This window comes from Aquimarina muelleri DSM 19832 (assembly GCF_000430665.1).
Classification (GTDB): Bacteria; Bacteroidota; Bacteroidia; order Flavobacteriales; family Flavobacteriaceae; genus Aquimarina; species Aquimarina muelleri.
In genome coordinates, this window is record NZ_AUML01000002.1 from 185,142 (window position 1) to 209,543 (window position 24,402).

The 24,402-nt window shown below is 28.2% G+C and carries 20 protein-coding genes; 13 read left to right on the forward strand and 7 right to left on the reverse strand.

Going from position 1 to position 24,402, the window contains the following annotated elements:
• Positions 1-85: 85 nt before the first annotated feature.
• From H527_RS0102155 to H527_RS0102210, 12 genes are all read left to right on the forward strand, one after another.
• Positions 86-685, forward strand: coding sequence for a hypothetical protein (locus tag H527_RS0102155; protein ID WP_155837787.1), 600 nt, complete (start codon positions 86-88; stop codon positions 683-685).
• Between the two features lie 490 nt (positions 686-1,175).
• Complete coding sequence (locus H527_RS0102160; protein WP_035087157.1) at positions 1,176-2,615, forward strand: lipopolysaccharide biosynthesis protein; 1,440 nt, start codon at positions 1,176-1,178, stop codon at positions 2,613-2,615.
• 34 nt (positions 2,616-2,649) lie between these two features.
• Complete coding sequence (locus H527_RS0102165; RefSeq protein WP_081414531.1) at positions 2,650-4,059, forward strand: glycosyltransferase family 39 protein; 1,410 nt, start codon at positions 2,650-2,652, stop codon at positions 4,057-4,059.
• Positions 4,060-5,796: an asparagine synthase-related protein gene (locus H527_RS22985; RefSeq protein WP_051316593.1), complete on the forward strand. Its 1,737-nt coding sequence runs from the start codon at positions 4,060-4,062 to the stop codon at positions 5,794-5,796. It abuts the gene before it with no gap.
• Positions 5,797-5,802: 6 nt separating this feature from the next.
• Complete coding sequence (locus H527_RS0102175) at positions 5,803-6,828, forward strand: ATP-grasp domain-containing protein (protein ID WP_027411188.1); 1,026 nt, start codon at positions 5,803-5,805, stop codon at positions 6,826-6,828.
• Between the two features lie 100 nt (positions 6,829-6,928).
• The gene (locus H527_RS0102180) at positions 6,929-7,849 is read left to right on the forward strand and encodes a glycosyltransferase family 4 protein (RefSeq protein ID WP_035087159.1); all 921 of its coding nucleotides are present in this window, start codon (positions 6,929-6,931) and stop codon (positions 7,847-7,849) included.
• Entirely contained in the window at positions 7,846-8,847 is a 1,002-nt protein-coding gene (locus tag H527_RS0102185) for a lipid II:glycine glycyltransferase FemX (RefSeq protein WP_051316594.1), read from the forward strand. Before H527_RS0102180 ends, H527_RS0102185 begins: the two co-directional genes overlap by 4 nt.
• The gene (locus H527_RS0102190) at positions 8,847-9,917 is read left to right on the forward strand and encodes a DUF354 domain-containing protein (RefSeq protein WP_027411191.1); all 1,071 of its coding nucleotides are present in this window, start codon (positions 8,847-8,849) and stop codon (positions 9,915-9,917) included. The genes H527_RS0102185 and H527_RS0102190 overlap by 1 nt, the downstream gene beginning before the upstream one ends.
• Positions 9,917-10,666 (forward strand): hypothetical protein, encoded by a 750-nt coding sequence (locus H527_RS0102195; protein ID WP_027411192.1) that lies wholly within the window; start codon positions 9,917-9,919, stop codon positions 10,664-10,666. Before H527_RS0102190 ends, H527_RS0102195 begins: the two co-directional genes overlap by 1 nt.
• A 299-nt stretch (positions 10,667-10,965) precedes the next feature.
• Complete coding sequence (locus tag H527_RS21240; protein WP_051316595.1) at positions 10,966-12,108, forward strand: sugar transferase; 1,143 nt, start codon at positions 10,966-10,968, stop codon at positions 12,106-12,108.
• Positions 12,109-12,137: 29 nt separating this feature from the next.
• Positions 12,138-12,914 carry a polysaccharide biosynthesis/export family protein gene (locus H527_RS0102205; RefSeq protein ID WP_035087220.1) on the forward strand — a complete coding sequence of 259 codons (777 nt, stop codon included), beginning with the start codon at positions 12,138-12,140 and terminating at the stop codon, positions 12,912-12,914.
• Between the two features lie 37 nt (positions 12,915-12,951).
• On the forward strand, positions 12,952-15,282 hold the full coding sequence (locus H527_RS0102210; protein WP_035087161.1) for a GumC family protein: 2,331 nt from the start codon (positions 12,952-12,954) through the stop codon (positions 15,280-15,282).
• A gap of 129 nt (positions 15,283-15,411) precedes the next feature.
• Here H527_RS0102210 and H527_RS23830 read toward each other — a convergent pair whose 3' ends face one another.
• The 7 genes from H527_RS23830 to menA all read right to left on the reverse strand — a co-directional run bounded on the left by H527_RS23830 (position 15,412) and on the right by menA (position 22,205).
• Positions 15,412-15,609, reverse strand: coding sequence for a hypothetical protein (locus H527_RS23830; RefSeq protein ID WP_155837788.1), 198 nt, complete (start codon positions 15,607-15,609; stop codon positions 15,412-15,414).
• Between the two features lie 243 nt (positions 15,610-15,852).
• A complete protein-coding gene (locus tag H527_RS0102220; protein ID WP_027411195.1) occupies positions 15,853-17,175 on the reverse strand; it encodes a M24 family metallopeptidase in 1,323 nt (440 codons plus the stop codon).
• A gap of 226 nt (positions 17,176-17,401) precedes the next feature.
• The gene (locus H527_RS0102225; protein ID WP_027411196.1) at positions 17,402-18,517 is read right to left on the reverse strand and encodes an AMP-binding protein; all 1,116 of its coding nucleotides are present in this window, start codon (positions 18,515-18,517) and stop codon (positions 17,402-17,404) included.
• A 61-nt stretch (positions 18,518-18,578) separates the two neighbouring features.
• Complete coding sequence (locus H527_RS0102230) at positions 18,579-19,496, reverse strand: CPBP family intramembrane glutamic endopeptidase (protein WP_027411197.1); 918 nt, start codon at positions 19,494-19,496, stop codon at positions 18,579-18,581.
• Between the two features lie 12 nt (positions 19,497-19,508).
• Entirely contained in the window at positions 19,509-20,549 is a 1,041-nt protein-coding gene (locus H527_RS0102235) for an o-succinylbenzoate synthase (RefSeq protein ID WP_027411198.1), read from the reverse strand.
• Positions 20,549-21,229 (reverse strand): metal-dependent hydrolase, encoded by a 681-nt coding sequence (locus H527_RS0102240; RefSeq protein WP_027411199.1) that lies wholly within the window; start codon positions 21,227-21,229, stop codon positions 20,549-20,551. Before H527_RS0102240 ends, H527_RS0102235 begins: the two co-directional genes overlap by 1 nt.
• Positions 21,230-21,305: 76 nt before the next feature.
• Positions 21,306-22,205 carry a 1,4-dihydroxy-2-naphthoate octaprenyltransferase gene (gene menA / locus H527_RS0102245; RefSeq protein WP_027411200.1) on the reverse strand — a complete coding sequence of 300 codons (900 nt, stop codon included), beginning with the start codon at positions 22,203-22,205 and terminating at the stop codon, positions 21,306-21,308.
• A gap of 191 nt (positions 22,206-22,396) precedes the next feature.
• On the opposite strand from menA, the gene H527_RS0102250 reads away from it, so the two are divergent.
• Entirely contained in the window at positions 22,397-24,091 is a 1,695-nt protein-coding gene (locus H527_RS0102250) for an alpha-amylase family glycosyl hydrolase (protein WP_027411201.1), read from the forward strand.
• Positions 24,092-24,402: the final 311 nt, after the last annotated feature.

Consider the following 24,402-nt stretch of genomic DNA (forward strand, 5'->3'; position numbering starts at 1 on the left):
GTCTAAGCAACTTATTACAATTTTAAAAACTACTTCCCTTATTATACTACTTTCTACAAGTAAATCGTTATAAATGTAAAAATTTATGATGAAATTTATCTATCAATTTTCTATTCTTTCATTATTAACAATATACACTGCTAAAGGTCAGATTTACTCTAAACAAGAAAATCCATGGGTGCTTGGTATTGGAGTAAATATTATATATGATTCAGGTTCTTTATTTGATGGGATATTCAATATAGAAGATAATTACAACTACAGTACACCTATTCATTTGTCTATAGAAAAAAGATTTAAAGATGATTATGGATTTGAAATTTCTAGTAGTTTTAATAAATTTTTGGTAGGCAAAAGAATTAATAATAAGATATTAGACAAAAATATTAATATTTTTATCATAGATGGAGCTTTTAAATACTACATCACCAATAAGTATTTAAACAAATATAGAGCTATTTACGAAGGATACCTTTCTATTGGTGGAGGGAGTAGCTTTTATGACAGATCTTCTGCAATAACAACCAACTTGGGTATAGGAATTAATTATTATATCTCTGAAAGTATTCGTTTGAATACTCAGGCTACTGGTAAAATATCTATAGATAATTCTTTGCAAGGCAGTAATTATATACAATATAACATTGGTCTTATTATTAGATTACAAGAATCTAATTTTAATTAACTTATTTTATAAGAAATATAAAATTAACCCTTACAAAAGTGTAATAGTCTTACTAAAAAATTATAAAATTAAACACTTAATACAGGATCTGCTAAATTTCTTATAATTGATAAAAAAGCTAAAATTGATGACTTTTTTAGGTTTTTTAGCTTATCCATTTATTATTAATAAATTGAATAATAGCATAGTATAAAATCAATAATTCATTCTTTAAACATCTATATTTAATAACGATTTCTAGCATATAAAAATCTTATTTTAGCTTGTCAATTTATAGATAAAATAAATATAACCTCCATTTTAAAATATAGGTTTAAAATATTCGTTATCCATTTTTTTAGCAACACTCCTAGAGTAAAAAACAAAGCCTATAAAGTATTCAATAATCATGTGTTTAAAAATATGAAAATCCCCAAAGAAAATATTTATAGTCCCACAATTAATAATTGTTTAAAAAATAGGTTTTGGAAATAAAAATATCTTATCACCTGTGAGTAATTTAAAAACGAAAGCCACCAGTGGGGTTATCTGGAGTAGTATTGACAAGTCTTTTACTATGTTAATTCAGTTTGTTTTTGGTATTATCCTTGCCCGTTTATTAGTACCCGAAGATTACGGATTAATTGGTATGATTACCATATTTATTACTCTTTCTCAGGCTATTGTAGAAAGTGGTTTTAGCAGAGCATTAATTCAAAAAAAAGATACAGATCAATTAGATTATTCCACTACATTTTTTTTTAATTTTTTAATAAGTATACTTGTATATTTAGTACTTTATTTTACTTCTTCGCTTATCGCAGATTTCTATGTTGAACCACTACTGGAAGATCTTGTTAAAATTGTTGGTCTAAATGTAATTATATCTTCTGCAGCAATTATTCAACGTACTATATTAATCAAAAAGATAGATTTTAAGACTCAAGCTATAGTAAATATTGTAGCAGGTATTGGTGGTGCGCTGATTGGTATTGGATTTGCTATATATGGATTTGGTGTATGGTCATTGGTGTTTCAATACTTATCTAGAAACTTTATGACCTCTATACTATTTTGGGTAATGAATGATTGGAGACCTTCCTTAATTTTTAGCTTATCTTCCTTAAAAAAGCTTTTTAATTTTGGGTCTAAAATTTTAGCATCTACACTTTTATATGCTGCTTTTCAAAATATCTATTTGGTGGTAATAGGTAAAATTTATAAATCTGAAGAATTAGGATATTATACCAGAGCTACTTTATTTAAGCAAATCCCTGCAACCTTGGTTACTACAGTAATACAGAATGTTACTTTTCCTTTGTTAGTTGCTGTGATTGAAGATGACATTCAGGTAAGAGCAATCATGCAAAGAAGTGTTAAGTTAACCGCTTTTCTTATTTTTCCTATGGCAATAACTTTGATTGTTTTTGCACATCCTCTTATTTTAATATTACTTACAGAAAAATGGTTACCCACTGTTATTTTATTACAAATTCTTGCCGTTGGAGTTATTTTTTTTCCTATAAATAGTATTAATACTAATTTTATTAATGCAAAAGGGAGATCTGACCTATTTCTAAAATTAGAAATTATCAATAACATTCTTACCATTCTAGCAATTGCTATTACCTATCGTTTTGGGATGACTACAATTGCAATTGGGTATGTAAGTGTTTCTTGTATTGGTTTTTTTACTTATGCTTATTACAGCGGAAAATTTGTTACTTATTCTGGTGTAAAACAATTAAGAGATATGCTTCCTTATGCATTGGTTAGCATTATAGTAACTATATCCAGTGCTTTTATTTGGAAACTTGTAGATGATCAAATCATATATCTAAGTGGCGGTTTAATTACTAGTGCTATTGGATATATACTATGTTCTCATATTTTAAAATTTAAAGAATTAGAAGATATCAAAAATATAATAAGAACTAAAATCAAAAAATAGAAATCTATTTTACTAATTATCAAACTAGTACCAAATGATGTGGACTAAAGAATATTCAGGAATAGCAATAGTATTTTCTATACTAGTACTTAGTATACACATACTATTTTTCTCTGAGTATACTATGCCTTTATTTATATTACTAGGAGGTATGGGAATTATATTTTTATTTTTTATCTCCTTATGGTATTATACCAAATATTGGAAAGACATAAATTTTTTTACTAAAAAGCTTTTTTTTCATAGCATTATTTATAGAATATTTGGAGTAATATTACTGTATATCCTAACAATGCTTTATGATCCTGAAAGTCTACCTTTCGAAATATCTGCAATTGACTCTGTTAATTATCATGCTTCAGGAAAATTGGTTGCAGATACTATAGAAAAGGGAGGCTCTGTTTTTAAAACCCTTTCTCTAGTCTGGAAAGGAAAATCTGATTATGGTTTTTCTATTATTATTGGCATATTATACTATATATTCGGAAAATTCGCTCTGGTTATTAAAATATTTAATGTTGTAATAGGAAGTTTTTCTGTTATAAGAATTTATCAAATAACAAGGTATATATATGATGAACAAAGAGCAAGATTAACTAGTATCTTAATGATGATTATGCCACCCTTGTTATGGTTTGGAGCGATGGTACTAAAAGAAACTTTCTTGATTTTTGTTATTTTAAATATAGGGTACTTTGTTACAAAACTTATATATGCTCCTAAAATCAAATTATGGATTCTTGCTTTTATTGTTTTACAAATAGGAATTACCTTATATTTTAGAACAGTTTTAGCTCCATTACTATTAATATGCGTTTTACTACAAATAATATTCTTAAAAACAAGAAAAAAGCATTATCGTATAGTTTCAATATTAATTTCAATATCCTTAATTTATGCCACCTATTTTGTTGTAAACCAAATAGGAATGAAAGAAAACGTAGATGCTATTGTCGCTGCAAGCCAGAATCAATTTGAAAATGAACTTACGCATTCTGCTAACTCCAGAGGTATCTCTTACACTACTGCTATTGTTGCTCCTTTATTAATTGCAGGAGCTATAGTTACTCCTTTCCCATCTTTATTGGATTTTGAAGAAGCACAATTAGGGATTTTTGCTCATTTTCATAACGAAATCATACGTAATTGCCTGTATTTTTTCGTTTTTTTAGGGTTATATCAAGTAATTAAAAACCGTAGAAAAGGAAGTATATTTATTTTAAGTTTTGCTATAGGTTATATTCTTATTTTGGCCATATCCGGGATATCTTTTCAGGATCGTTTTCAGATTTTAGCACTTCCTTTTTTAATTATTTTTATGGCAGATGGAATTTACACAAACTCTCCAAAAAAAACAAAAAACTGGGCTATATATCTGATTTTTATATTTATAGCAATACTAATGTGGAATTTATTTAAACTATCTAATAGAGGACTTTTATAAATGATGAATCATTTTATTATATCAAAATCAAATCTACAACCCTTTGGACAATCCGAAGTAAAACTTACAGAACAATGGAATCTAACCATACAAGGAAAAAAGTATCATGACTATAACGATACAGGTACTAGAATTATAGTAATTGGGGATTATATAGGTAAAAAAGAAGACCTTTTTACTACAGAAACAAATGATATTCCAAAACTAAGAGGCAATTTTTATGCAATTATCATCAAAAATGAAAAGATAAAAATATATAGTAGTTTTTTAAATATCCTACCTATTTATCATACTGTAGACAATACCTATATTTCTTCTTCTGTAGAGCTTATAAGAAAAAACAGTAAGGCAAATTTTTCTATAGACAAAAAGTTTATACTAGAAATTTTATTATTTAATTATGGTTTTTTTAATAGAACACTTTATCAAGATATTCAACTAGTACCTTGCAATTATTTTTTAGAATTACAGCTAGAAGTAGTTACTATGCATAAGCATTTCGAAACAGCTTCTTTATTTACTCAAACCTCGTTAAAAAAACAAAAAAAAGTCAATGACTTAAGTACTCTTTTTATAAAAACCACAAAATTTTACTTTCCAGAAACTCCTTTTGATATTGCTTTTACCAGTGGATTTGATGGTAGAACTTTAGTAAGTTGCGCTACATATCATAACAAAGATTTTAAAACTTTTTCCTTTGGGAAATCAAATAATGATGATGTTACTATTCCCAAAAAAAATGCAGAAGACCTTAATATTAAATATCAATATTTTGACTTAGGAAAAAAGACATATATCGATCAAGATTATTATACAAATGCAAAAGAATATATTAAACAATATCCAGGAGCAAATGGATTCATTTATTCGCATTTTTTATATAGTACAAAAAAAATAGCTACAGACACAAACTACTTACTATCTGGTGTAATTGGTAGTGAACTTTTTAGAGCATTACATATTACTGGTGCAGTAACATCAAAATCTTTAGCCGATATTTTCATTAGTAATACTCCTCAAGAAATAAGAAATAAAATTAGTAGTTCCCCTGCAATAAAACATTTAAAAAAAGAAGAATTTGAAACTGATCTCGAAGAGTTAATCCAAGAGCTAATAACTTATAAAGACTCCATTTCTAAAAATTTAACTAAAAATCAACAATTCTACACATTTGTATTTGAAGAGGTTTTCAGAAAATTTTTTGGGCAATGGATCTCAATGCAAATGAATCATATAAATGTAAGAACTCCTTTTCTTGATTTTAAATTTATAACAGAATTACTTAAAACTAAATACGCTGGTGCTAACAATGATTTTTTTACAGAAAACCCATTAAAAAGAATGAAAGGACAATATCTATATACAGATATTATCAAAAAGACGAATAGTAAAATTTATCATCAAAAAACAGGAAAAGGATATCGCCCAAAAGATCTTAGAGAATCAATTTATATATACAAAATTATAATTCCTTTTCTTTTAAAACGTTTCAAAAGAAAAACAAAAACTCCAAACTTAGATAATTTAAGTATAATTTCAGGAGTGTTAGCTAATAAACATCATATAAAAAAATGCTTAGAAGATGTAGAATACACATATTTTGATTTTTCAAGTATAAATAAAATGTTAGACAATTTATCTCCTTACACCCCAGAAAAAGAACGAGACAGTTTACTTATGATGATATCTGTTATTCTTGCCATAAAAAACAACTCCCTAACCAACAGTAAAAAATAATTATATATGAGTAAAATAATAGCATTAACTGATTATAAAGGTAATTTTGGATCTAAACATGAAGACATACCTTACAGGAGTGGTATGGATCAAAATAAATTAACTCTTTATTTTAAAGAACTACAACATGATTTAGTGTTTGTTCCATTTTCGGAAATTGATTTTACTTCTAAAAGCTATATTGACACTTTTTTTATCTACACCTCCTCTGAAGACCCTAACTATTATTATAAAGAATTTATTGAAGATATAGTCTATGCATTACAAATATCAGGAGCCATAGCAATACCACATTACAATTTTTTGAGAGCTAATAACAATAAAGTATTCATGGAGTTATTAAGAGAAATTGTATTACCAAAACAATTCTGTAAGCTCACAACATATAAATTTGGAACCTATGAAGAGCTTTTAAATCATATAGATAAAATCTCATACCCCATTGTTATTAAAGGCTCTGAAGGAGCTTCTGGAACATCCGTGTTTTTATCCAAAAACAAACAAGACCTTATATCTAAAGTTAAAAAAGTATCTAAAACATTTAGTGCTAAAGAATATTTTTGGGAATTAGGCAGAACTTATAAACATAAAGGGTATAAAAAAGATAGTATGTATCGCGATAAATACATTTTACAAGAATTTATCCCAAATTTACAGAAAGATTGGAAGGTTCTTGTCTTTGGTAAACGGTATTATATATTAACACGATACGCTCGTGAAAATGATTTTAGAGCAAGTGGTAGTAAGACTAATTATAAATCAGGAACCAAATCTGAACTGACAGATAAAATATTAGATTTTGCAAAACAGATTTTTGAAAAATTAGATATTCCTCATGTTTCTTTAGATATAGCTTTTGATGGAGAGAAATATTATCTAATAGAAATGCAAGGATTATATTTTGGAACCTCTATTATAAATATGTCTGATGCTTATTTCGTACACAATAATGAGGGTTGGATTCCAGAAAACAATAATATCGAACTAGAAAAGGTATATGCTGATTGTATAAGTGAACATATAAATCAATAATCTCGAAACAAGCTTCGGAGAATTAGACCATCTATGAGGAATTTAAAGAGAAAATTAACCGATCACAAATAGATAATAGCATTAATTTTAAACTATAATCATGAGAATTCTCTTTGTTAGTAGCGGAAATACTAAAAATGGTATCTCACCAATTATTAAAAATCAAGGGCAATCACTTATATCTCTAGGATATTCCGTTACTTTTTTTACTATAAAAGGAAAAGGTTTTAAAGGATATTTTAAAAATATTTTTGAGCTTAAGCGTTTTTTAAAAAAACAAAAATTTGATATTATTCACGCTCATTATTCTTTAAGCGGTATGGTAGCTAGTCTTTCAGGAGCTAGTCCTATAGTTATTTCTTTAATGGGAAGTGACGTAAAAGCTTCTTTGTTTTTAAGATACATAATACGGGGATTTAGCATGTTGTTTTGGAAACAAATCATTGTTAAATCACAAGACATGAAAGAAGATTCAGGGCTTAATAAAGCATATGTAATTCCAAATGGCGTTGACTTTAATAAATTTAAACCCATCGAGAGATCAGATGCTATTAACGAAACCGGCTGGGATCCTAATAAAAAACACATCTTATTTGCTGCAAACCCCAATCGCCCAGAAAAGAATTTTAAGCTAGCAGAAGAAGCTTTTAACCTAATTAAAGAAAAGGATATTCAACTTCAAAAACTAGTAGATATTCCTAATGAAAAAATGCCTTATTATTTTAATGCTTCGGATGTAATATTATTAACCAGTTTATGGGAAGGATCCCCAAATGTCATTAAAGAAGCCATAGCATGTAATTGTAAAATTGTTGCTGTAGATGTTGGAGATATTAAAGAACTGGTTTCTAACATACAAGGTTGTTACGTTACACATTTTGATCCTAATGAAATTGCAAACAAATTACTACTATCTCTAAATTTAGAACAAAAGACTACTGGTAGAGATACTATTAGACACCTAGATAGCGTTAGCATAGCTAACAAATTAACCAAAATATATAAAAGCACTACATTGTGACAAATACACAAACTATACACACCAATATAAACAGCATTTCTTCAGAACAATGGGACAAACTTTTAGACTTCGGTAGTGCTAACTTTTTTCAAACAAAAAAAGCATTTCAGTTTTTTAAATCCGTTGGCTTAGAACCTTTTATTTTTGCTATAGAGCAAGAAAAACAAATTACTCTATTAATAACAGGTATTATACAAAAAGAAAAAGGAATAAAAGCTGCTTTTACTAGTAGAGCAATAATTTATGGAGGGCCTATATTATCTAAAAAAGCAAACGAACAAGACATTTTAGAGCTTTTAAAAATCATGATCTCTCATTTAAAAAATAAAGGTATATATATAGAGATTAGAAACCTTAACAACTATAGTAATTACAAAAATATTTTTGAAAAAGCTGGTTTTGAATATCTACCACATCTTAATTTTCATTTAGATTGTAAAGATGAACAAACCATGCGAAAACGTATGAGTAGTAGTAAACTTAGACAAATAAAAAAAAGTATCAAAACAGGAGCTGAAATTATAGAAGCTCAAAGTATAGAGGAAATAAAGGCATACTACGCTATTTTGCATGATTTATATACTACAAAAGTAAAAACGCCTCTACCCGATCTTGATTTTTTTATTAAAATGTGGAAAGACGATATAGCAAAATTTCTTTTAGTTCATTATAAAGAAGAAATTATTGGAGGTATTGTATGTCCTATTTTTCAAAACAAAACGATTTATGAATGGTTTGTTTGTGGTAAAGATGGCCAATATAAAGATGTATACCCAAGTATCTTAGCTACTTGGGCAGCAATGGAATATGCTCATACAAATAAAATTGAATATTTTGATTTTATGGGAGCTGGAAAACCAAACGAAGATTATGGTGTTAGAGAATTTAAATCAAAATTTGGTGGTGATTTAGTAGAGCATGGTCGATTTATATATATATCCCAACCACTTTTGTATAAAGTAGGAAAAACAGCTGTTAAAATTTTAAAAAAAACCTAATGCGTATATTAATTGATATAGGTCATCCTGGTCATGTTCATTTATTCAAAAACTTTGCAAAAGAAATGCAAAAAAGAGGGCATGAATTTTTATTTACTTGTAGACAAAAGGAATTTGAAATTGAATTGCTTAAAGCAGAAGGTTTTGATTATGTCTCTTTTGGAAAAAAATACAATACAACATTAGGTAAAATTTGGGGCTTATTTAAATTTGATGTTCTCGAATTTTTACAAGGATTGCGATTTAAGCCTGATATTTTTATGAGTCACGGTTCTCCATATGCTGCACATGCGTCTGCTATATTAAGAAAACCTCATATCTCTATGGAAGATTCAGGGAATTGGGAACAAATTAAAATTTATTTACCTTTTACAGAAGTTGTTCTTACACCATCTGTACTTTATGAGGATATGGGACCAAAACAAATACGATATAACGGGTATCACGAATTAGCATATTTACATCCTAATCACTTTCAAATAAATAGTACTACCCCACATTCTTTTTTAAATCTACAAAAAGATGAAAAATATGTATTACTCAGATTTGTCTCTTGGAATGCATCTCATGATAAAGGACAAAATGGATTATCCGCAGATGAAAAAGAAAAATTAGTAAACTACCTCGATTCTAAATATACTGTCTTTATTTCATCAGAAAATAAACTACCTGAAAAATTTCAAAAATTTCAAATTAAGATTGCTCCAGAAAATATGCACCTTGTGCTTTCTGGCGCACATTTATTTGTAGGTGAAGGTGCAACTATGGCATCAGAATCTGGGGTTCTAGGTACTCCTTCAATATATGTTAATTCTTTAAAAAGAGCATATAATGAAGACCAGGAAAAATATGGATTAGTTTTCAATTTTCAAGATGGAAATGGAGTATTGGATAAGATCAAAGAATTAGAAAAAATACCAAATCTTCATCAAAATTTTCAAAAAAGATTACAAAAGCTTTTGACTGATAAAATTGATGTTACATCTTTTATGGTTTGGTTTGTAGAAAATTTTCCTGAAAGCCAAATAGAACTAAAAAACAATCCTAATTACCAACTTAATTTTAAATAATGGATTTTACTGTAAATAAATATAATACACTACTAAAATCACTTGCTGATCAAAATTATACATTTCAGACATTTGATGAATTCATAACTGCCCCATCTCCAAGATCTATAATTCTACGACATGATGTAGATTTGCTACCATACAACTCTTTAGCATTCGCAAAAATACAGGCTGAAAATAATATATCAGGAACTTATTATTTTAGAGCTGTTCCAGAGAGTTGGAACGAAGAAGTAATTTTAGAAATTTTTGACTTAGGGCATGAAATAGGATATCATTATGAATGTCTTACAACTTGTAATGGAGATCTCAAAAAAGGAATTAAAGATTTTGAAGATAATCTTACCGCACTTCGTAAATTAGTTCCTGTATCTACAATTTGTATGCACGGAAGCCCTATGTCTAAACATGATTCTAAAGACCTTTGGAAAACATACGATTATAAAAATTATGACATTATAGCAGAACCGTATTTTGATGTTGACTTTGAAAAAGTTTTCTACTTAACCGATACTGGTCGTCGCTGGGATGGTCATAAAGTAAGTGTAAGAGATCGTGTAAAGACTTCTTTCAATGAAACATTCCATTCTACAGATAATATCATAAATGTAATAGATACATTACCAGATACCATCATGTTTACTTTTCATCCACAAAGGTGGAATGATAATAGACTATTATGGACAAAAGAACTTATTTCTCAAAACACAAAAAATATAGTAAAAAAGTATTTTTTTGTACAAAAATAATGACCAGAATTACACCTATATAAAATGTGGTTTTAATTGTAACTCTAATGTAAACTTCTCACTTTATTTTTATAAAAAAACATACGCTAAATTATGTTAATGTTAAATTATTGACACCTATACACCTATGCTAGTGCTATTTATAAATAATCAAAGTTTTCAGCATAATATTGTAAAAATATAATCGTTATCTAAACCATACAAAACTGATAACCAAATACTTATATGTTAAACTTGCGTTAAAATTTTAATAAAAATTTAACATAATATATATTTACACAACCAAAAAGGATTAAAAAATGATAACCAAATCTGCTCCATTTATTGATAAACAAGTTGAAAATCTTTTAAATCCTAAAAACTCAAAAGATTTTATAACTGTTACAGACCAAGATTGGAACGAAAACATTAAAACCTTAATAATTAAAGAAGTAGGAAAAGAAAATTTTGATTTTATAGATGAACATGTTACCCATCCATCTAAAGATGTTTTTGTTACTGCTACCAGAACTTATTTTAATATAGACAAGATAAATATTAATACTTATAAAACGATTATCAACCTTAAACGAGTTAATGATTTTAGAAGGATTAATAAATACTTTGAATCTGTTAACTCAAAACTAGACATAGGAGGGATTTTTATCAACCATGTAGAAACGTATGCTGTTCGTAAAAATAGAATATTAAAAAAGCTTCCTGAGCCACTTAATTATCTATACTATATGGGAGATGTCTTTCTTACCAGAGTTATCCCTAAGCTTAAATTAACAAAAAAAATATATTTTCATATTACAGGAGGTAAAGGAAGAGTTTTAACCAAAGCAGAAACTTTAGGTCGATTATACTCTTGTGGTTTTGAAATATTAGAAGAAAGGAACGTTAATAACGTATTGCATTTTGTTGCACGAAAAATCAAAGATCCAGTTTTTGATAAAGATCCAACCTACGGTCCATTAATTAAATTAAGAAGACTAGGAGAAAACGGAAAAATCATAAAAGTTTATAAATTTAGAACCATGTATCCTTTTTCAGAATATTTACAACAGTATGTTTTTGAAAAAAACAAACTAAAAGAAGGAGGAAAAATCAAAAATGATTTTAGAATATCTCATGAAGGAAAAATAATGCGAAAATACTGGATTGATGAATTACCTATGATCATTAATTTAATAAAAAATGAAATGAAACTAATAGGGGTTCGCCCATTAAGCAATCATTATTTTAGTTTATATCCTAAAGAACTTCAAGAAAAAAGAATAAAAGTTAAACCTGGACTCCTCCCTCCCTTTTATGCAGATATGCCAAAAACTATGGATGAAATTGTAGCTTCAGAAATGAAATATCTTGAAGCATATGAGAAGGCTCCATTACAAACCGATATTCGTTATTTTATTAAAATTTTACAAAATATTATTCTACGAGGTAAAAGAAGTTGCTAAAAACAATATATACTACTAATTACACACAAATGATAATTCGATTTTTAAAAAAACATTACCCTATTATTATATTACTATTTTTAACCTCTTGTGCTTCCCGAAAAGATATTGTGTATTTTAAAGATATAAAAAACAAATATGAGAAAGAAATACTAGTAGATTATAAAACTTTTTTTGAGCCAGACGATCTTTTGGCTATTACTATTTCTTCATCCAACATGCAAGGCTTAGAACCTTTTAATTTACCTGCTGTTTCCTTTAACGCTATCCCTGGCAGTGTTGTAGGAGAACAAAAACAACTTACTTATTTAATCAAAAAAGATGGAACCATTGATTTTCCTGTTTTAGGGAATATAAAATTATTAGGCTTATCTAAAATAGAAGCTACGCAGCTTTTAAAAGAAAAATTATCTGTTTATATAAAAGATCCCATTGTTCATATAGAATTAGTGAATTTTAAAATAACCATACTTGGAGAAGTAAATAACCCTGGAACTTTTACAATACCAAATGAGCGTATAAGTATTATTGAAGCTTTAGGACTAGCAGGAGATCTTACTATTACAGGTAAAAGAAATGATATTTTAGTTATTAGAGAACAAAATAATAAGTACAAATATCACAGAATTGACATCACTTCTGATGAGATTTTTAATTCTCCTGTATATTACTTAAAACAAAATGATGCAATTTACGTTACCCCTAATAATGCACAAATCAAGTCCTCTTCATATAACAAAAACACTCCTATATGGGTATCTGTAGCATCTGTACTAGTATCATTGGTTATTTTACTGACAAAATAATAATGTTAATGAAAATTAATTTAAAAAGGTAGTGTCCATGGATTACGAATACCAAAAAGAACAAAGTAATCTCCATTTAAAGGATCAAATAATAAGGTATCTTAGTTACTGGAAACTATTTCTGATAACTGGTATTGTGTGTCTAATTTTGGCTATATTATATTTGAAGTATACTCCAGTTCAATATAAAGTAAACGCTACTATCCTTATTAAAAGTGAAAAATCTGGAATGCTATCCGAACTCTCCGCCTTTGAGGACTTAAGTATAGTAAAAAATAATAATAAAGAAGTTGAAAATGAAATAGAAATTTTAAAATCCAGACCTCTTTTTAAAAACGTAGTTAAAAAACTTAATCTAAACTATCAATACTTTGCTAAAACAAAATTCTCAAAACGATTAGTCGAATTATACGACAATACTCCTATTAAAATAATTTTTAAAGAAGATTCCTTAATAGTAGATCCTTTTGCGAATTTTATTATATCTATACATTCTAAAAATGATTTCACTATTACAGAAGAAGGTTATGATTCTATCAAAAATGGGGTTTTTGGTCAAGTAATATCTACCAGAATAGGAAGTTTAATCATTAATCCTAATCCTGATTATTTAGATTCTTTTATAGAAAATGAAATTTTTCTATCCATTAAACCTGTAATGGATATTGTTGAAGACTACAAATCAAGAGTTAGTATCGGGCTTGTTCATCAAGATGCTAATGTAATTTCTTTAAGCCTAAATACTACCGTAAAAGCTAAAGCTAAAGATATTTTAAACGGATTAGTGGAAGAATACAATATAGATGCTGCAAATGATAAAAACCAGATTTATGAAAATACTGCTAGTTTTATTAAAGAAAGATTAAGTATCATAAATACTGAACTATCTGATATAGAACAAGGAGTGGAAGTATTTAAAACCTCTCATAACTTAACCAATGTTACGTCTGAAACTGAGCTTTTTTTAGAAAGATCTTCTGAAAACAAAAAAGGTGTATTAGAAACTAATACACAATTAGGCTTAGTTGACTTTATGAATGAATATTTAAAAGAAAATAAAGAAAGTTTGTTACCTGTTAACTTAGGTTTTTCTGAAGAATCCATAATCAGAATTATAGCACAATACAATGAAACGGCACTTAGAAGAGATGAAGTATTAAAAAGTACTACATTAAAAAACCCTATAGTTATCCGTTTAAATGAAAAACTACAAAGTTTAAAATTAAGCTTAAAACAAAGTTTGGATAACCAGAAAAAAACTTTAAAAATAAAATTAAAAGATCTTCAAAGGCAAGATTCTGTAATGAATGCCAAAATAGCCTCTTTACCAAAAAAAGAAAGAGAACTAAGAGATATTGTTAGACAACAAGAAATAAAAGAAACATTATATCTTTATTTATTACAAAAACGAGAAGAGACAGCAATATCATTAGCAGCAACAGTATCTAGTGCAAAAGTGATAGAAAAAGCATACAGTTCTAAAAACCCCATAAAGCCTAAAAAAAGAATCGTTTTACTAGCTGCTTTTATGGCTGCGTTTTTAATTCCTATAATGATTTTATTTTTTAAAGATCTTTTAGATGTAAAAATAAAAGACAAAAAAGAGATACAAAAAAAATTAGATATCCCAATTGTTGCAGAAATTCCTAATACAAACACAAAAGGTAATTTTATTATTGCTAAAGATGATCGTTCTATTGTTGCAGAAGCATTTAGAATTTTTGAAAGTAATTTAAAATTTTTACTGTCAGAAAGCAATAATCAAACAAAAACTATTTTAGTGACCTCTTCTATAACAGGAGAAGGTAAATCATTTATATCTGCTAATTTATCTATTATTTTGGCTGATCCTGATAAAAAAGTTGCCTTATTAGGTTTAGATCTAAGATCTCCCAAAATCTTAGAATATTTGAACTTAGAGTCTGCAAAAGGGATAACTAATTATGTAAGTGATAAAAATCTAAATTTAGAAGATATTATTATAAATTTAGATAATATACCAAACTTAGATATTATAAACTCAGGTATAATCCCTCCTAATCCTATTGATATACTGAAAAGCAAACGTTTACAGGAATTATTTGTAAAATTAAAATCACAATATGATTATATAATTATAGATACCCCTCCTATAAATTTAGTAGCAGACCCTTTATTACTTGCTGATTATGTTGATCTGTGTATTTACGTAGTACGATTAGGATATTCTGATAGAGAGTTATTATCTGTTCCTGAAAATTTATATAAAAACAAACGTTTTTCTAATATAAGTATCTTACTAAATGATGTCAACATTAATAGTAAAAAATATTATGGTTCTCCATATGGGTATGGATATTCAAAACCAAAATCATGGTGGAAATTTTAAACCCTCAATAAGAGTTTAAAATTTCCCTAAATTATTTAGAGATTATAGATTTGAAACAACTATATATAAAATGATACAACATCATTATTTATTAACCTTAATTCGAATTAAGAAAATTTATGTTAGTGATTATTCTTTTTTAGATTTAGAAATATCTTCTTTTGACAAAATTTTATCAAAACAATCTTTCTCTATAGGTTTCTTAGCAAACACCTTTTCTCTTAAAAAATCCCACAATATTGCGTAAAAGATAACAAATATACTACCTACAAACGTTACTATTCCCAAAAATACTCTAAAGACAAAGCCTATAGTTCGTTTAATCATATTTAATCATATTATGTGTAACTATAGTTGTCTATATATCTCTACAATTACAATGACAAAAGATTTGCCTATTATAGCAATAGTTAATTTTTATAATTAGGCATTTCCTTAAATAGTAATATTAAGTAAGTTGAGATTTCTACATTTCATTAAAACAAAGCTACATATTTTTAATCTTTAATCAAAAGATGATATCTAACAGTAGATAGTTTTACTCTTTATCTTATTTATAATAAATATTTTCTATTTCCTTTTAGGAATTGTAATTAGTTCTGTTTGCCTTTCATTAATATATTTAAATCCTGAAGAGGTCCAAAAACCTGCTTCTTCTAGCATAATTCGAATATCTTTTTTCCACTCTGGTAATGTAACAGTAGTATTTAACTCAATAGCATAAACTGTATCTTCATACAAAGGATAATCTCCTGTTCCCTTAATACCTTGTTGCGCATCCCACATACCAATTGTAGTACCCGCAGAATGACCATACAGACCTAAAGGATGCGTATAAATAGAAGGTCTTAAACCTTTTTTCTTACTCTCCTCTAAGGATTTTAGCAAAATTTCATTTCCAGTTTTTCCTGTCTCAAAATTAGAAGTAAAAATATCTTGTACTTGATTACCTTCTGCAAAAGCTTTAACCAAAAAATCTGGTGGAGAAGTTTCATTGTTTTTGAGAATATATGCGTGTTGTTGGCAATCCGTATTTAATCTCAAATATGTAATTCCAAAATCACAATGTATCAAATCTCCTACCTTAATGATTCTATCTTTTGATTTATCTGAAAAAGAAACAATATGATTTTGTAACACTTCACTAGATCTTTGAATATCTACTGTTGGATGAAACCATGTTTTCAAACCCATATCCGTTACTTTTTGCCTTAACCACCAAACTACATCATCTGTAGTTGTAGTTCCTGGTTGGATCACCGACGTACTAAAGGCTTCTTCTATTATATTATGAGTTATTTTTACTAGCTCTTTATAAATCTCTAATTCTTGTGGAGTACGCGTTTCTATCCAAGCTATTGCTAATTTTTCTGCAGAGGTTACTCTAGATTTATACTCTTGAGGAAGTACCTTTAGAAACTCCTCGTAATCTGTTTTTACAATCCCATCTAGAATACCAAAATCTTTCGAATAATTAATCCCAATTTTTTTTGGATCTCTTTTTGATATTATCTCTACTAAAGCCTTCCATTGGTTTGGTTGCTTTTCTTTATCCCAAGCAGAATCTATATTTTTTCCAACATTATATCTTGCTACAGCTAATTTTTCTATAATATTATTTTCTTTATTTCTATAAAACACCAATATAGTCCTACGTCTGGCATTAAGCCATGTTGCAGGTAACATTGTTTTTAGTACAGGATCCTCATTGTACTCCCTAGAAATCAACACCCACATATCAAAGCCTTCTCTGTCCATTAGTTTAGGTAATAGATTATTAAACCTATCGTCTAATACCATATCAACAACGTTAGATCGCTCTCTTTCTGTTAATATTTGTGATTGTGCAGTATTAATTGCTATAAATATGGTAAAAAAAATGAATAGTCGCATAAAAATTATAGTTTCTAAAGGTATAGTTCTTCAATTTGAATAAAAGTATCATAAAAACAATACCCCACAAAAAAAGATATTATATAATGTGTTTATTTTTTTGAAAGAAGCAAAAATTTTATTTTTTACTACTAATTAAAAATATTTATTTGTAAGTTATGATCTAGAGAACTAAAATTAGTAAATACTTTTACTTTAAAAAAATTAAAATATGTCTCCAAAAGAGTTAAACTTTGCTATGCAAAGCTATCTCTAATGTTTTTGTTCTTTGTATTTTACCACTATCTGTTCCTATAAACTGAGGAAGGAAATAAATTTCTTTAGGAACTTCGTATTTATTAATAGTTTTTAGACTCTGTATCTCTTCTTTTAATGTAAGATGAATTGTTTTATCATAATTTCTTTCTATAACTAAAACAACTTTATCTCCAAGGGTATCATCGGGAATACTGGAGATAAAAAAACGATGACCAATTAATAGTTGTAATTTAATTTCGATCTCTTCAGGAAACAATTTTACTCCTCCACTATTAATCACATTATCATACCGACCTTTCCAGATAAATTTTTTATAGGTTTTAAGCTCTACAACATCATTAGTAATAATTGTTTCTTTATTTAATTGAGGTGCTTTTATAATCAAACAATTTCTATCATCTATACTTAATGTAATATTTGGCAATGCTTTAAAAAAACTAGCATCTTTTTTATCTTTTTTCTTTGGGTTGATTCTTCTGGCTGCAATATGAGAAACTGTTTCAGTCATACCATAGGTTTCATATATCTTGGTTTTAAAACCTTGAACTAATTTTTTTAAATTTTCGGAAACAGGGCCTCCTCCAACTATTAGTTTTTTGACTAAATGAAGCCTGTTAATAGAATTATCAAGTTGTAAAGGTACCATTGCGCAAAAATCATATTGTTTATATACCGTATCCAAAGCATTTGTCTTTGGCGGCACTAAATCTATTTTCCAGCCAAGAACCATTGCTCTAACAAGCATCATTTTACCAGCAATATAGTTTACTGGAAGACATAGTAAAGCTGTAGTTCCTTCTTCTAGTTTAAAAAATTTTCCAGATGCTATAGCACTGTTTACCATGTGCTGCTTAAATACCTTTATCTTTTTTGGTTTTCCTGTAGAACCCGAAGTTTTTACTACAATATGATCTTTGTCACTCAACCAATCTAATAAAAAATGTCCTGCTTCTTGCTCATAAACCTCTCCTTCTTTAATTAAATTGTGAGCAAAATACTTCAACCCTTCTTTGTTTAAAAAATTCTTATTAATAGAGAATCCTTTATGTATTTCGGGTATAGAAAATGTATTATTTGTTTGCATCTTCAAATTTCAATTTTCTACCATATTCATAGGTTACGAATATATGAAGAGTGTGTTATTTTTATATTATCTCTGATGTAATTGTATCTGTTTCTATTTTACCAAAAAGTTTACCTTTCCACCCTGTCCATTTATATTTTTTAGAAAGAATCATCAAAAAGATTGGAAATACTACAAATACAGGTATAAGTATTTCGTACCCTGTACTAGGATCAGAGGTATCAATTAAAATAGAATCGGTTTGAAGCGCTGTCCAATCTGCTGTTACCAAAAGTACCGTAATCAAATTATTAGCAGCATGAAAACCAAGAGCTAGTTCTAAACCATCATCCATTAATGTAATTATACCTAAAAACAAACCAGTACCTATATAGTAAACCATAAGTATAGGACCTAATTTTTCTACCTCAGGATTAGCCGCATGCATTACTCCAAAAAGTACAGATGTAATTAATAAAGGAAACCATTTGTTCTTGACTGCTAAACCTAATCCCTGCATTAAATATCCTCTAAAAAGATACTCTTCAAAACTAGTTTGTATAGGGATCAATAGTATTGCTATAATAGCTAGTATTAAAAACGGTATTGGTTGAAAATTAATTTGGTAGTTTTCTGGAGCTATAAAATAAGTAGCGACTGTAGATACTATTATAAAAGAAGCCATTAATCCAAAAACAAAAAAGACACGACTCCAATCTATTTTTTTTCTACTTGTAGTAAGAGACAGAAGGCTTTGTTGGTGTACATATCGTACCCAAAAAAGTAATCCGCCTAAAAAGATTACAAAAGGAATCAAAAGTTGAAGAAATAGCATGTTTTTACCAATAGACTCTATCTGTTGTTTCATTACAGCTTCGGTATCCATATTAAGCATTTTTACGGCTAAATAATTTAGCCCCATTAATAACATGAAACCTATTGGTATTGGAAGATATTTCCACATTCCTAACTTTCCTTTTCTTCCTTGAGTGATATACATATAATAGTAATATTATTTTAAATAGTTTATTTTCCAATCTTTTTGAGTATCATACATCAAATTACCATGAACTACCTTTAATGGGCAATCAAAATTATTAGTGTATAAACCTCCTGTTCCCAATCCTTGTGGCATTTTATTATCTAATGTATAAGTATACTGCGCAATAGCATTAAGTCCTATATTACTTTCAAGGGCACTAGTAACCCACCAGTGTATCCCTAAAGATTCTGCCAAATCAATCCACTCTTTAGTTCCTTTAAAACCTCCTATTAAACTTGGTTTTAAAATAATATATTGTGGTTGAATAGTTTCTAGCATTTTTATCTTATCTGCTTTATAAAAAACACCTATTAATTCTTCATCTAATGCAATAGGTAATGGAGTTTCTTTACATAATCTTGCCATTTCTTTATGTTGCCCTTGATGTATTGGTTGTTCTATGCTATGTAAATCATATTCAGAAAGATATTTTAATTTATCCAAAGCATCTTTGGGAGTAAAGGCCCCATTAGCATCTACTCTTAACTCTATAGTACTTGATGAAAACTGAGATCTAATATAGGATAATAAACTTAACTCTGTTTCAAAGTCAATTGCTCCTATTTTCATTTTTATGCACGTAAAACCTTCTTTTAATTTATCCTCTATTTGTTGGTGCATAAACTCCTTATCCCCCATCCATATTAATCCATTAATCAAAATATGGCTTTGTCTTTCTGTAAATGCAGAAGGATATAATATAAAAGGAGAAGTGCTTTCTAAAGATTTAAAAGCCATTTCTACTCCAAATTGAATACTAGGAAACTCTATTAAACTTTCCCATAGTGCAGTAACTCCTAAATGAATATTATCGCATACCCACTTTAATTTATCTTCATAATCAGGGCGGTCATCTATACTTAATGTTCTTAAAATTCCGCACTCTCCTACCCCCTTTTTTAATCCATCAAAAATCACTATAAACCAAGTTTCTTTGGTTTTTAAAATTCCTCGGGATGTACCACTCGGTCTTTTAAACTGTAGGGTATGTTTATAATATTTGGCATTCATTATAGTTCTAAACTCCCCCCAATATCTAATAACATAAGATCTTTGTTTTTTGCAAAAAACTTTCGTTTGGCTTCATCGTGATCAATCTCAATATATCCAAAAGTATCATAATGTACACCTAATACTTTATCACATTCTACAAAATCACTTGCGATAATCGCATCATCAATACCCATTGTAAAATTATCTCCAATAGGCAAAATTGCTAAATCCAGCTTATATCGTAAAGGAATTAATTTCATATCCATAGTTAAAGCAGTATCTCCTGCAATATAAATAGTTTTGCGTTCTCCTTCTATAATAAATCCTCCAGGTTGCCCTCCATAAGTTCCATCTGCAAAACTACTAGTATGTATCGCATTAACATATTTTACGTTTCCAAATTCAAAACTCCATTCACCTCCATGATTCATTGGATGTACTTCGATTCCTAAATTTTGATAATACATTGCTATTTCATAATTTGAAACGATGGTAGCATTAGTTTTTTTTGCTATTGCTTCAGCATCTAAAACATGATCCTGATGCGCATGTGTTAACAAAATATAATCTGCTTTAATTGTATCTATATCCACTTTATCCTTAGACAAAGGATTACCAGAAATAAATGGATCTACTAATACACGAATATCATTGATCTTAATCAATAATGTATTTTGCCCGTAAAACGTGATTTTCATAAGTGATATAATTAAAATAAGTTTACCGTAACGTATGTTTTTTTTGACTGTATTTTAAAAACAGATTTTTACTAAATTATAAAATCTGCCCTAAACTAAATAAAATAGAAAGTAAAAATGTTGTTAAAGCTACTTTTTTAAGTTCAGGATCTAATAATTCTGTAGTATTAGTTTTAAAAACTTTTACAAAATGAAATAATATAGGTATAAACGACAACAAAAATAATAAATGCATAGGTTTTTTATATGTATAAAAAAGATAAACCAGCATACATAACATAGATATAATTAGTAATGTAAAATGATACATTTTGGCTCGTTGGATTCCTAATTTTACTACTAATGTATTTTTACCAGAATTTTTATCATTATCATAGTCTCGCATATTATTAAGGTTTAGTACAGCTGCACTTAATACGCCAATTGTAGTAGCTGGAAGAAAAACAACTAATTCTACATTTTTAGTATAGAGAAAAAAACATCCCACCACACTAACTAAACCAAAAAAAAGGAACACAAAAACATCGCCCAAACCCCTATATCCATATGCCGAAGACCCCATAGTATATTTAATTGCAGCTACTATCGAAGCTAAACCAAGTATAAAAAAGAATAAGGAGTACAAAAAATTATCTTTTCCAAAGGAAACATATATTAGAGAAATTGCCAATCCTAGTGCTAGTATAGCAGTACACACTATTCCTTTAAACATCTGTTGTTTAGAAATCACTCCACTCTGCAAAGCTCGCATTGGTCCTACTCTATCTTTATTATCCGTTCCTTTTACTCCATCGCCATAATCATTAGCAAAATTAGATAATATTTGTAGTCCTAAAGTGGTGGCAATTGCTAACCAAAAAATATTTGTTTTTAAGAATAAATTATTTCCTAAAGAAGAACCAACAATAATACCTGAAATGGATAATGGTAAGGTTCTTAAACGCGCCGCAGAAACCCAGGCTTTAAATTTGGTCATTTTTATGATTTTGACCCCAAAGGAACAGTATTTTTACAAAAAAATAAAAATTAATTGCATCAATTCTTTATGACACCTAATACAATGTATTGTAAATTACATAGAAAATATTTTTACCTTTTTATAGTTTATAAAAACTAACGTATTAAAATACTTTTATAGTTTAGTAGTTTTAAACCCCATAAAAACTCATGAATATACCTTTTAGATGTATTGTCTTTTCTCTTTTATTTATAATACTGTCATGTAAAAATACCTCTGACAAAGATACCCAGTTAGAAAACACCAAAAACAAAATTTTGGATATAAAGACTCCCGTTCCTTTTATCTGGGAAGGAGCTAATATTTATTTTTTACTAACAGATAGATTTAACAATGGAGATATATCTAATGACAAAATTATAAATAGAACTAAAAAAACAGGGGAATTAAGAGGCTTTGAAGGAGGTGATATAAAAGGTATCACTCAAAAAATAGAGGAAGGGTATTTTAATAACTTAGGAATAAATGTTATTTGGTTTACTCCTGTTGTAGAACAAATACATGGTAGTGTCGATGAAGGAACGGGAAATACGTATGCTTACCACGGATATTGGACTAAAGATTGGACAAAAATAGATCCAAATTTTGGAACTTTCGAAGATCTTGAACAATTAGTAGACACTGCTCATAAAAATGGAATTCGAATTCTTATGGATGTAGTCATCAACCATGCAGGTCCTATAACAGATCAAGATCCTGTGTGGCCCGATACATGGGTAAGAACCACACCACAATGTGATTATAAAAATTATAAAAATACTGTATCCTGCACATTGGTCAAAAATTTACCTGATATTAAAACGGAAAGTGATAAAAATGTAGAATTACCTGAAGCCCTAATACAAAAGTGGAAAGCAGAAGGGCGGCTAGAAAAAGAACTTTTAGAAATAGAAACCTTTTTTAATAAAACAGGATTAAAAAAATCTCCAAAAAATTATATTATAAAATGGTTAACAGATTATGTTAGAGAATTAGGGATTGATGGATACAGAGTAGATACTGTTAAACATGTCGAAAAAGAAACTTGGAAAACACTTGCTGAACAAGCAAAACTTGCTTTTATAGAATGGAAATCTAAAAACCCTAACTTGGTTCTGGATACTAATGATTTTTATATGTTAGGAGAACTATATGGTTATAATATACATCATAAACGTAATTATAATTTTACAGATCGTAAAATAGATTATTATGCATCTGGGTTTGATAATTTAATTAATTTTCAATTTAAATATGACGCAGAAAATATCAGCTATGAAAAATTATTTAGTGAATATAGTAAAATCTTATATACTAATCTAATTGGTAAAGGTGTAACCAATTACATAAGCTCTCACGATGACAACTCTCCTTTTGATAAAAGCAGAACTAAGACTTATGAATCTGCAACTAAACTTTTACTAAGCCCTGGTATATCTCAAATTTATTATGGAGATGAAATAGCAAGACGCCTAACAATTATAAATGCCAAAGGAGATGCTAATCTAAGATCTAAAATGAATTGGGAAGACATTAATAATGAAGATGCTAAAAAACTGCTTAAACACTGGCAAAAATTAGGGAGTTTCAGAAGAGATCATCCAGCTGTCGGTGCTGGAAAACATCGAATAGTATCAAAAAAGCCATATGTTTTTTCGAGAGAGTACAATAAAAATAATGTTTTAGATAAAGTAGTCATTGGTTTAGATCTTAATAAAGGAAAAAAAACAATAAAGATTAATTCCATATTTGCAGAAGGTCAAACCCTTATAGATCGATATTCTGGAGTAGAAACAAAAGTTTTTAATGATTTTGTAACTATTAATTCTGATCAAGAAATTGTACTGCTAGAATTAAAAAAATAATTATCAAATTAAAAACACAATCCCCCATGAAGAACTTACCTCCTTAAAATAAGGAGGTAAGTGTTGGGGAAAACAAAAAAAGTAAGGGAAAAATTGTAATTGGAATACTTTTCAAAGATAAAGAGGTTTGGTATATATGTGGTTACGGTTTTACCTCAAACTTTAGCTGGAATAGTCCTATAACCTATAAAAAAAGAGTTTAATCAATTGAAAAACAGATAATTAAACTAAATTCATGTTTTTTATTAAAATACCTTAAAAAAATAAAAAATAAAAAATTCAAATAAATAACCGTAATTGATTTCTAATAA

Coding starts and splice junctions, on each gene's coding strand:
- H527_RS0102175 (WP_027411188.1), top strand. CDS start 5,803: ATGAGTAAAATAATAGCATTAACTGATTATAAAGGTAATTTTGGATCT.
- H527_RS0102190 (WP_027411191.1), top strand. CDS start 8,847: ATGCGTATATTAATTGATATAGGTCATCCTGGTCATGTTCATTTATTC.
- H527_RS0102165 (WP_081414531.1), top strand. CDS start 2,650: ATGATGTGGACTAAAGAATATTCAGGAATAGCAATAGTATTTTCTATA.
- H527_RS0102210 (WP_035087161.1), top strand. CDS start 12,952: ATGGATTACGAATACCAAAAAGAACAAAGTAATCTCCATTTAAAGGAT.
- H527_RS21240 (WP_051316595.1), top strand. CDS start 10,966: ATGATAACCAAATCTGCTCCATTTATTGATAAACAAGTTGAAAATCTT.
- H527_RS0102180 (WP_035087159.1), top strand. CDS start 6,929: ATGAGAATTCTCTTTGTTAGTAGCGGAAATACTAAAAATGGTATCTCA.
- H527_RS0102240 (WP_027411199.1), bottom strand. CDS start 21,229: ATGAAAATCACGTTTTACGGGCAAAATACATTATTGATTAAGATCAAT.
- H527_RS22985 (WP_051316593.1), top strand. CDS start 4,060: ATGATGAATCATTTTATTATATCAAAATCAAATCTACAACCCTTTGGA.
- menA (WP_027411200.1), bottom strand. CDS start 22,205: ATGACCAAATTTAAAGCCTGGGTTTCTGCGGCGCGTTTAAGAACCTTA.
- H527_RS0102250 (WP_027411201.1), top strand. CDS start 22,397: ATGAATATACCTTTTAGATGTATTGTCTTTTCTCTTTTATTTATAATA.
- H527_RS0102195 (WP_027411192.1), top strand. CDS start 9,917: ATGGATTTTACTGTAAATAAATATAATACACTACTAAAATCACTTGCT.
- H527_RS0102235 (WP_027411198.1), bottom strand. CDS start 20,549: ATGAATGCCAAATATTATAAACATACCCTACAGTTTAAAAGACCGAGT.
- H527_RS0102230 (WP_027411197.1), bottom strand. CDS start 19,496: ATGTATATCACTCAAGGAAGAAAAGGAAAGTTAGGAATGTGGAAATAT.
- H527_RS0102220 (WP_027411195.1), bottom strand. CDS start 17,175: ATGCGACTATTCATTTTTTTTACCATATTTATAGCAATTAATACTGCA.
- H527_RS0102225 (WP_027411196.1), bottom strand. CDS start 18,517: ATGCAAACAAATAATACATTTTCTATACCCGAAATACATAAAGGATTC.
- H527_RS0102155 (WP_155837787.1), top strand. CDS start 86: ATGATGAAATTTATCTATCAATTTTCTATTCTTTCATTATTAACAATA.
- H527_RS0102205 (WP_035087220.1), top strand. CDS start 12,138: ATGATAATTCGATTTTTAAAAAAACATTACCCTATTATTATATTACTA.
- H527_RS23830 (WP_155837788.1), bottom strand. CDS start 15,609: ATGATTAAACGAACTATAGGCTTTGTCTTTAGAGTATTTTTGGGAATA.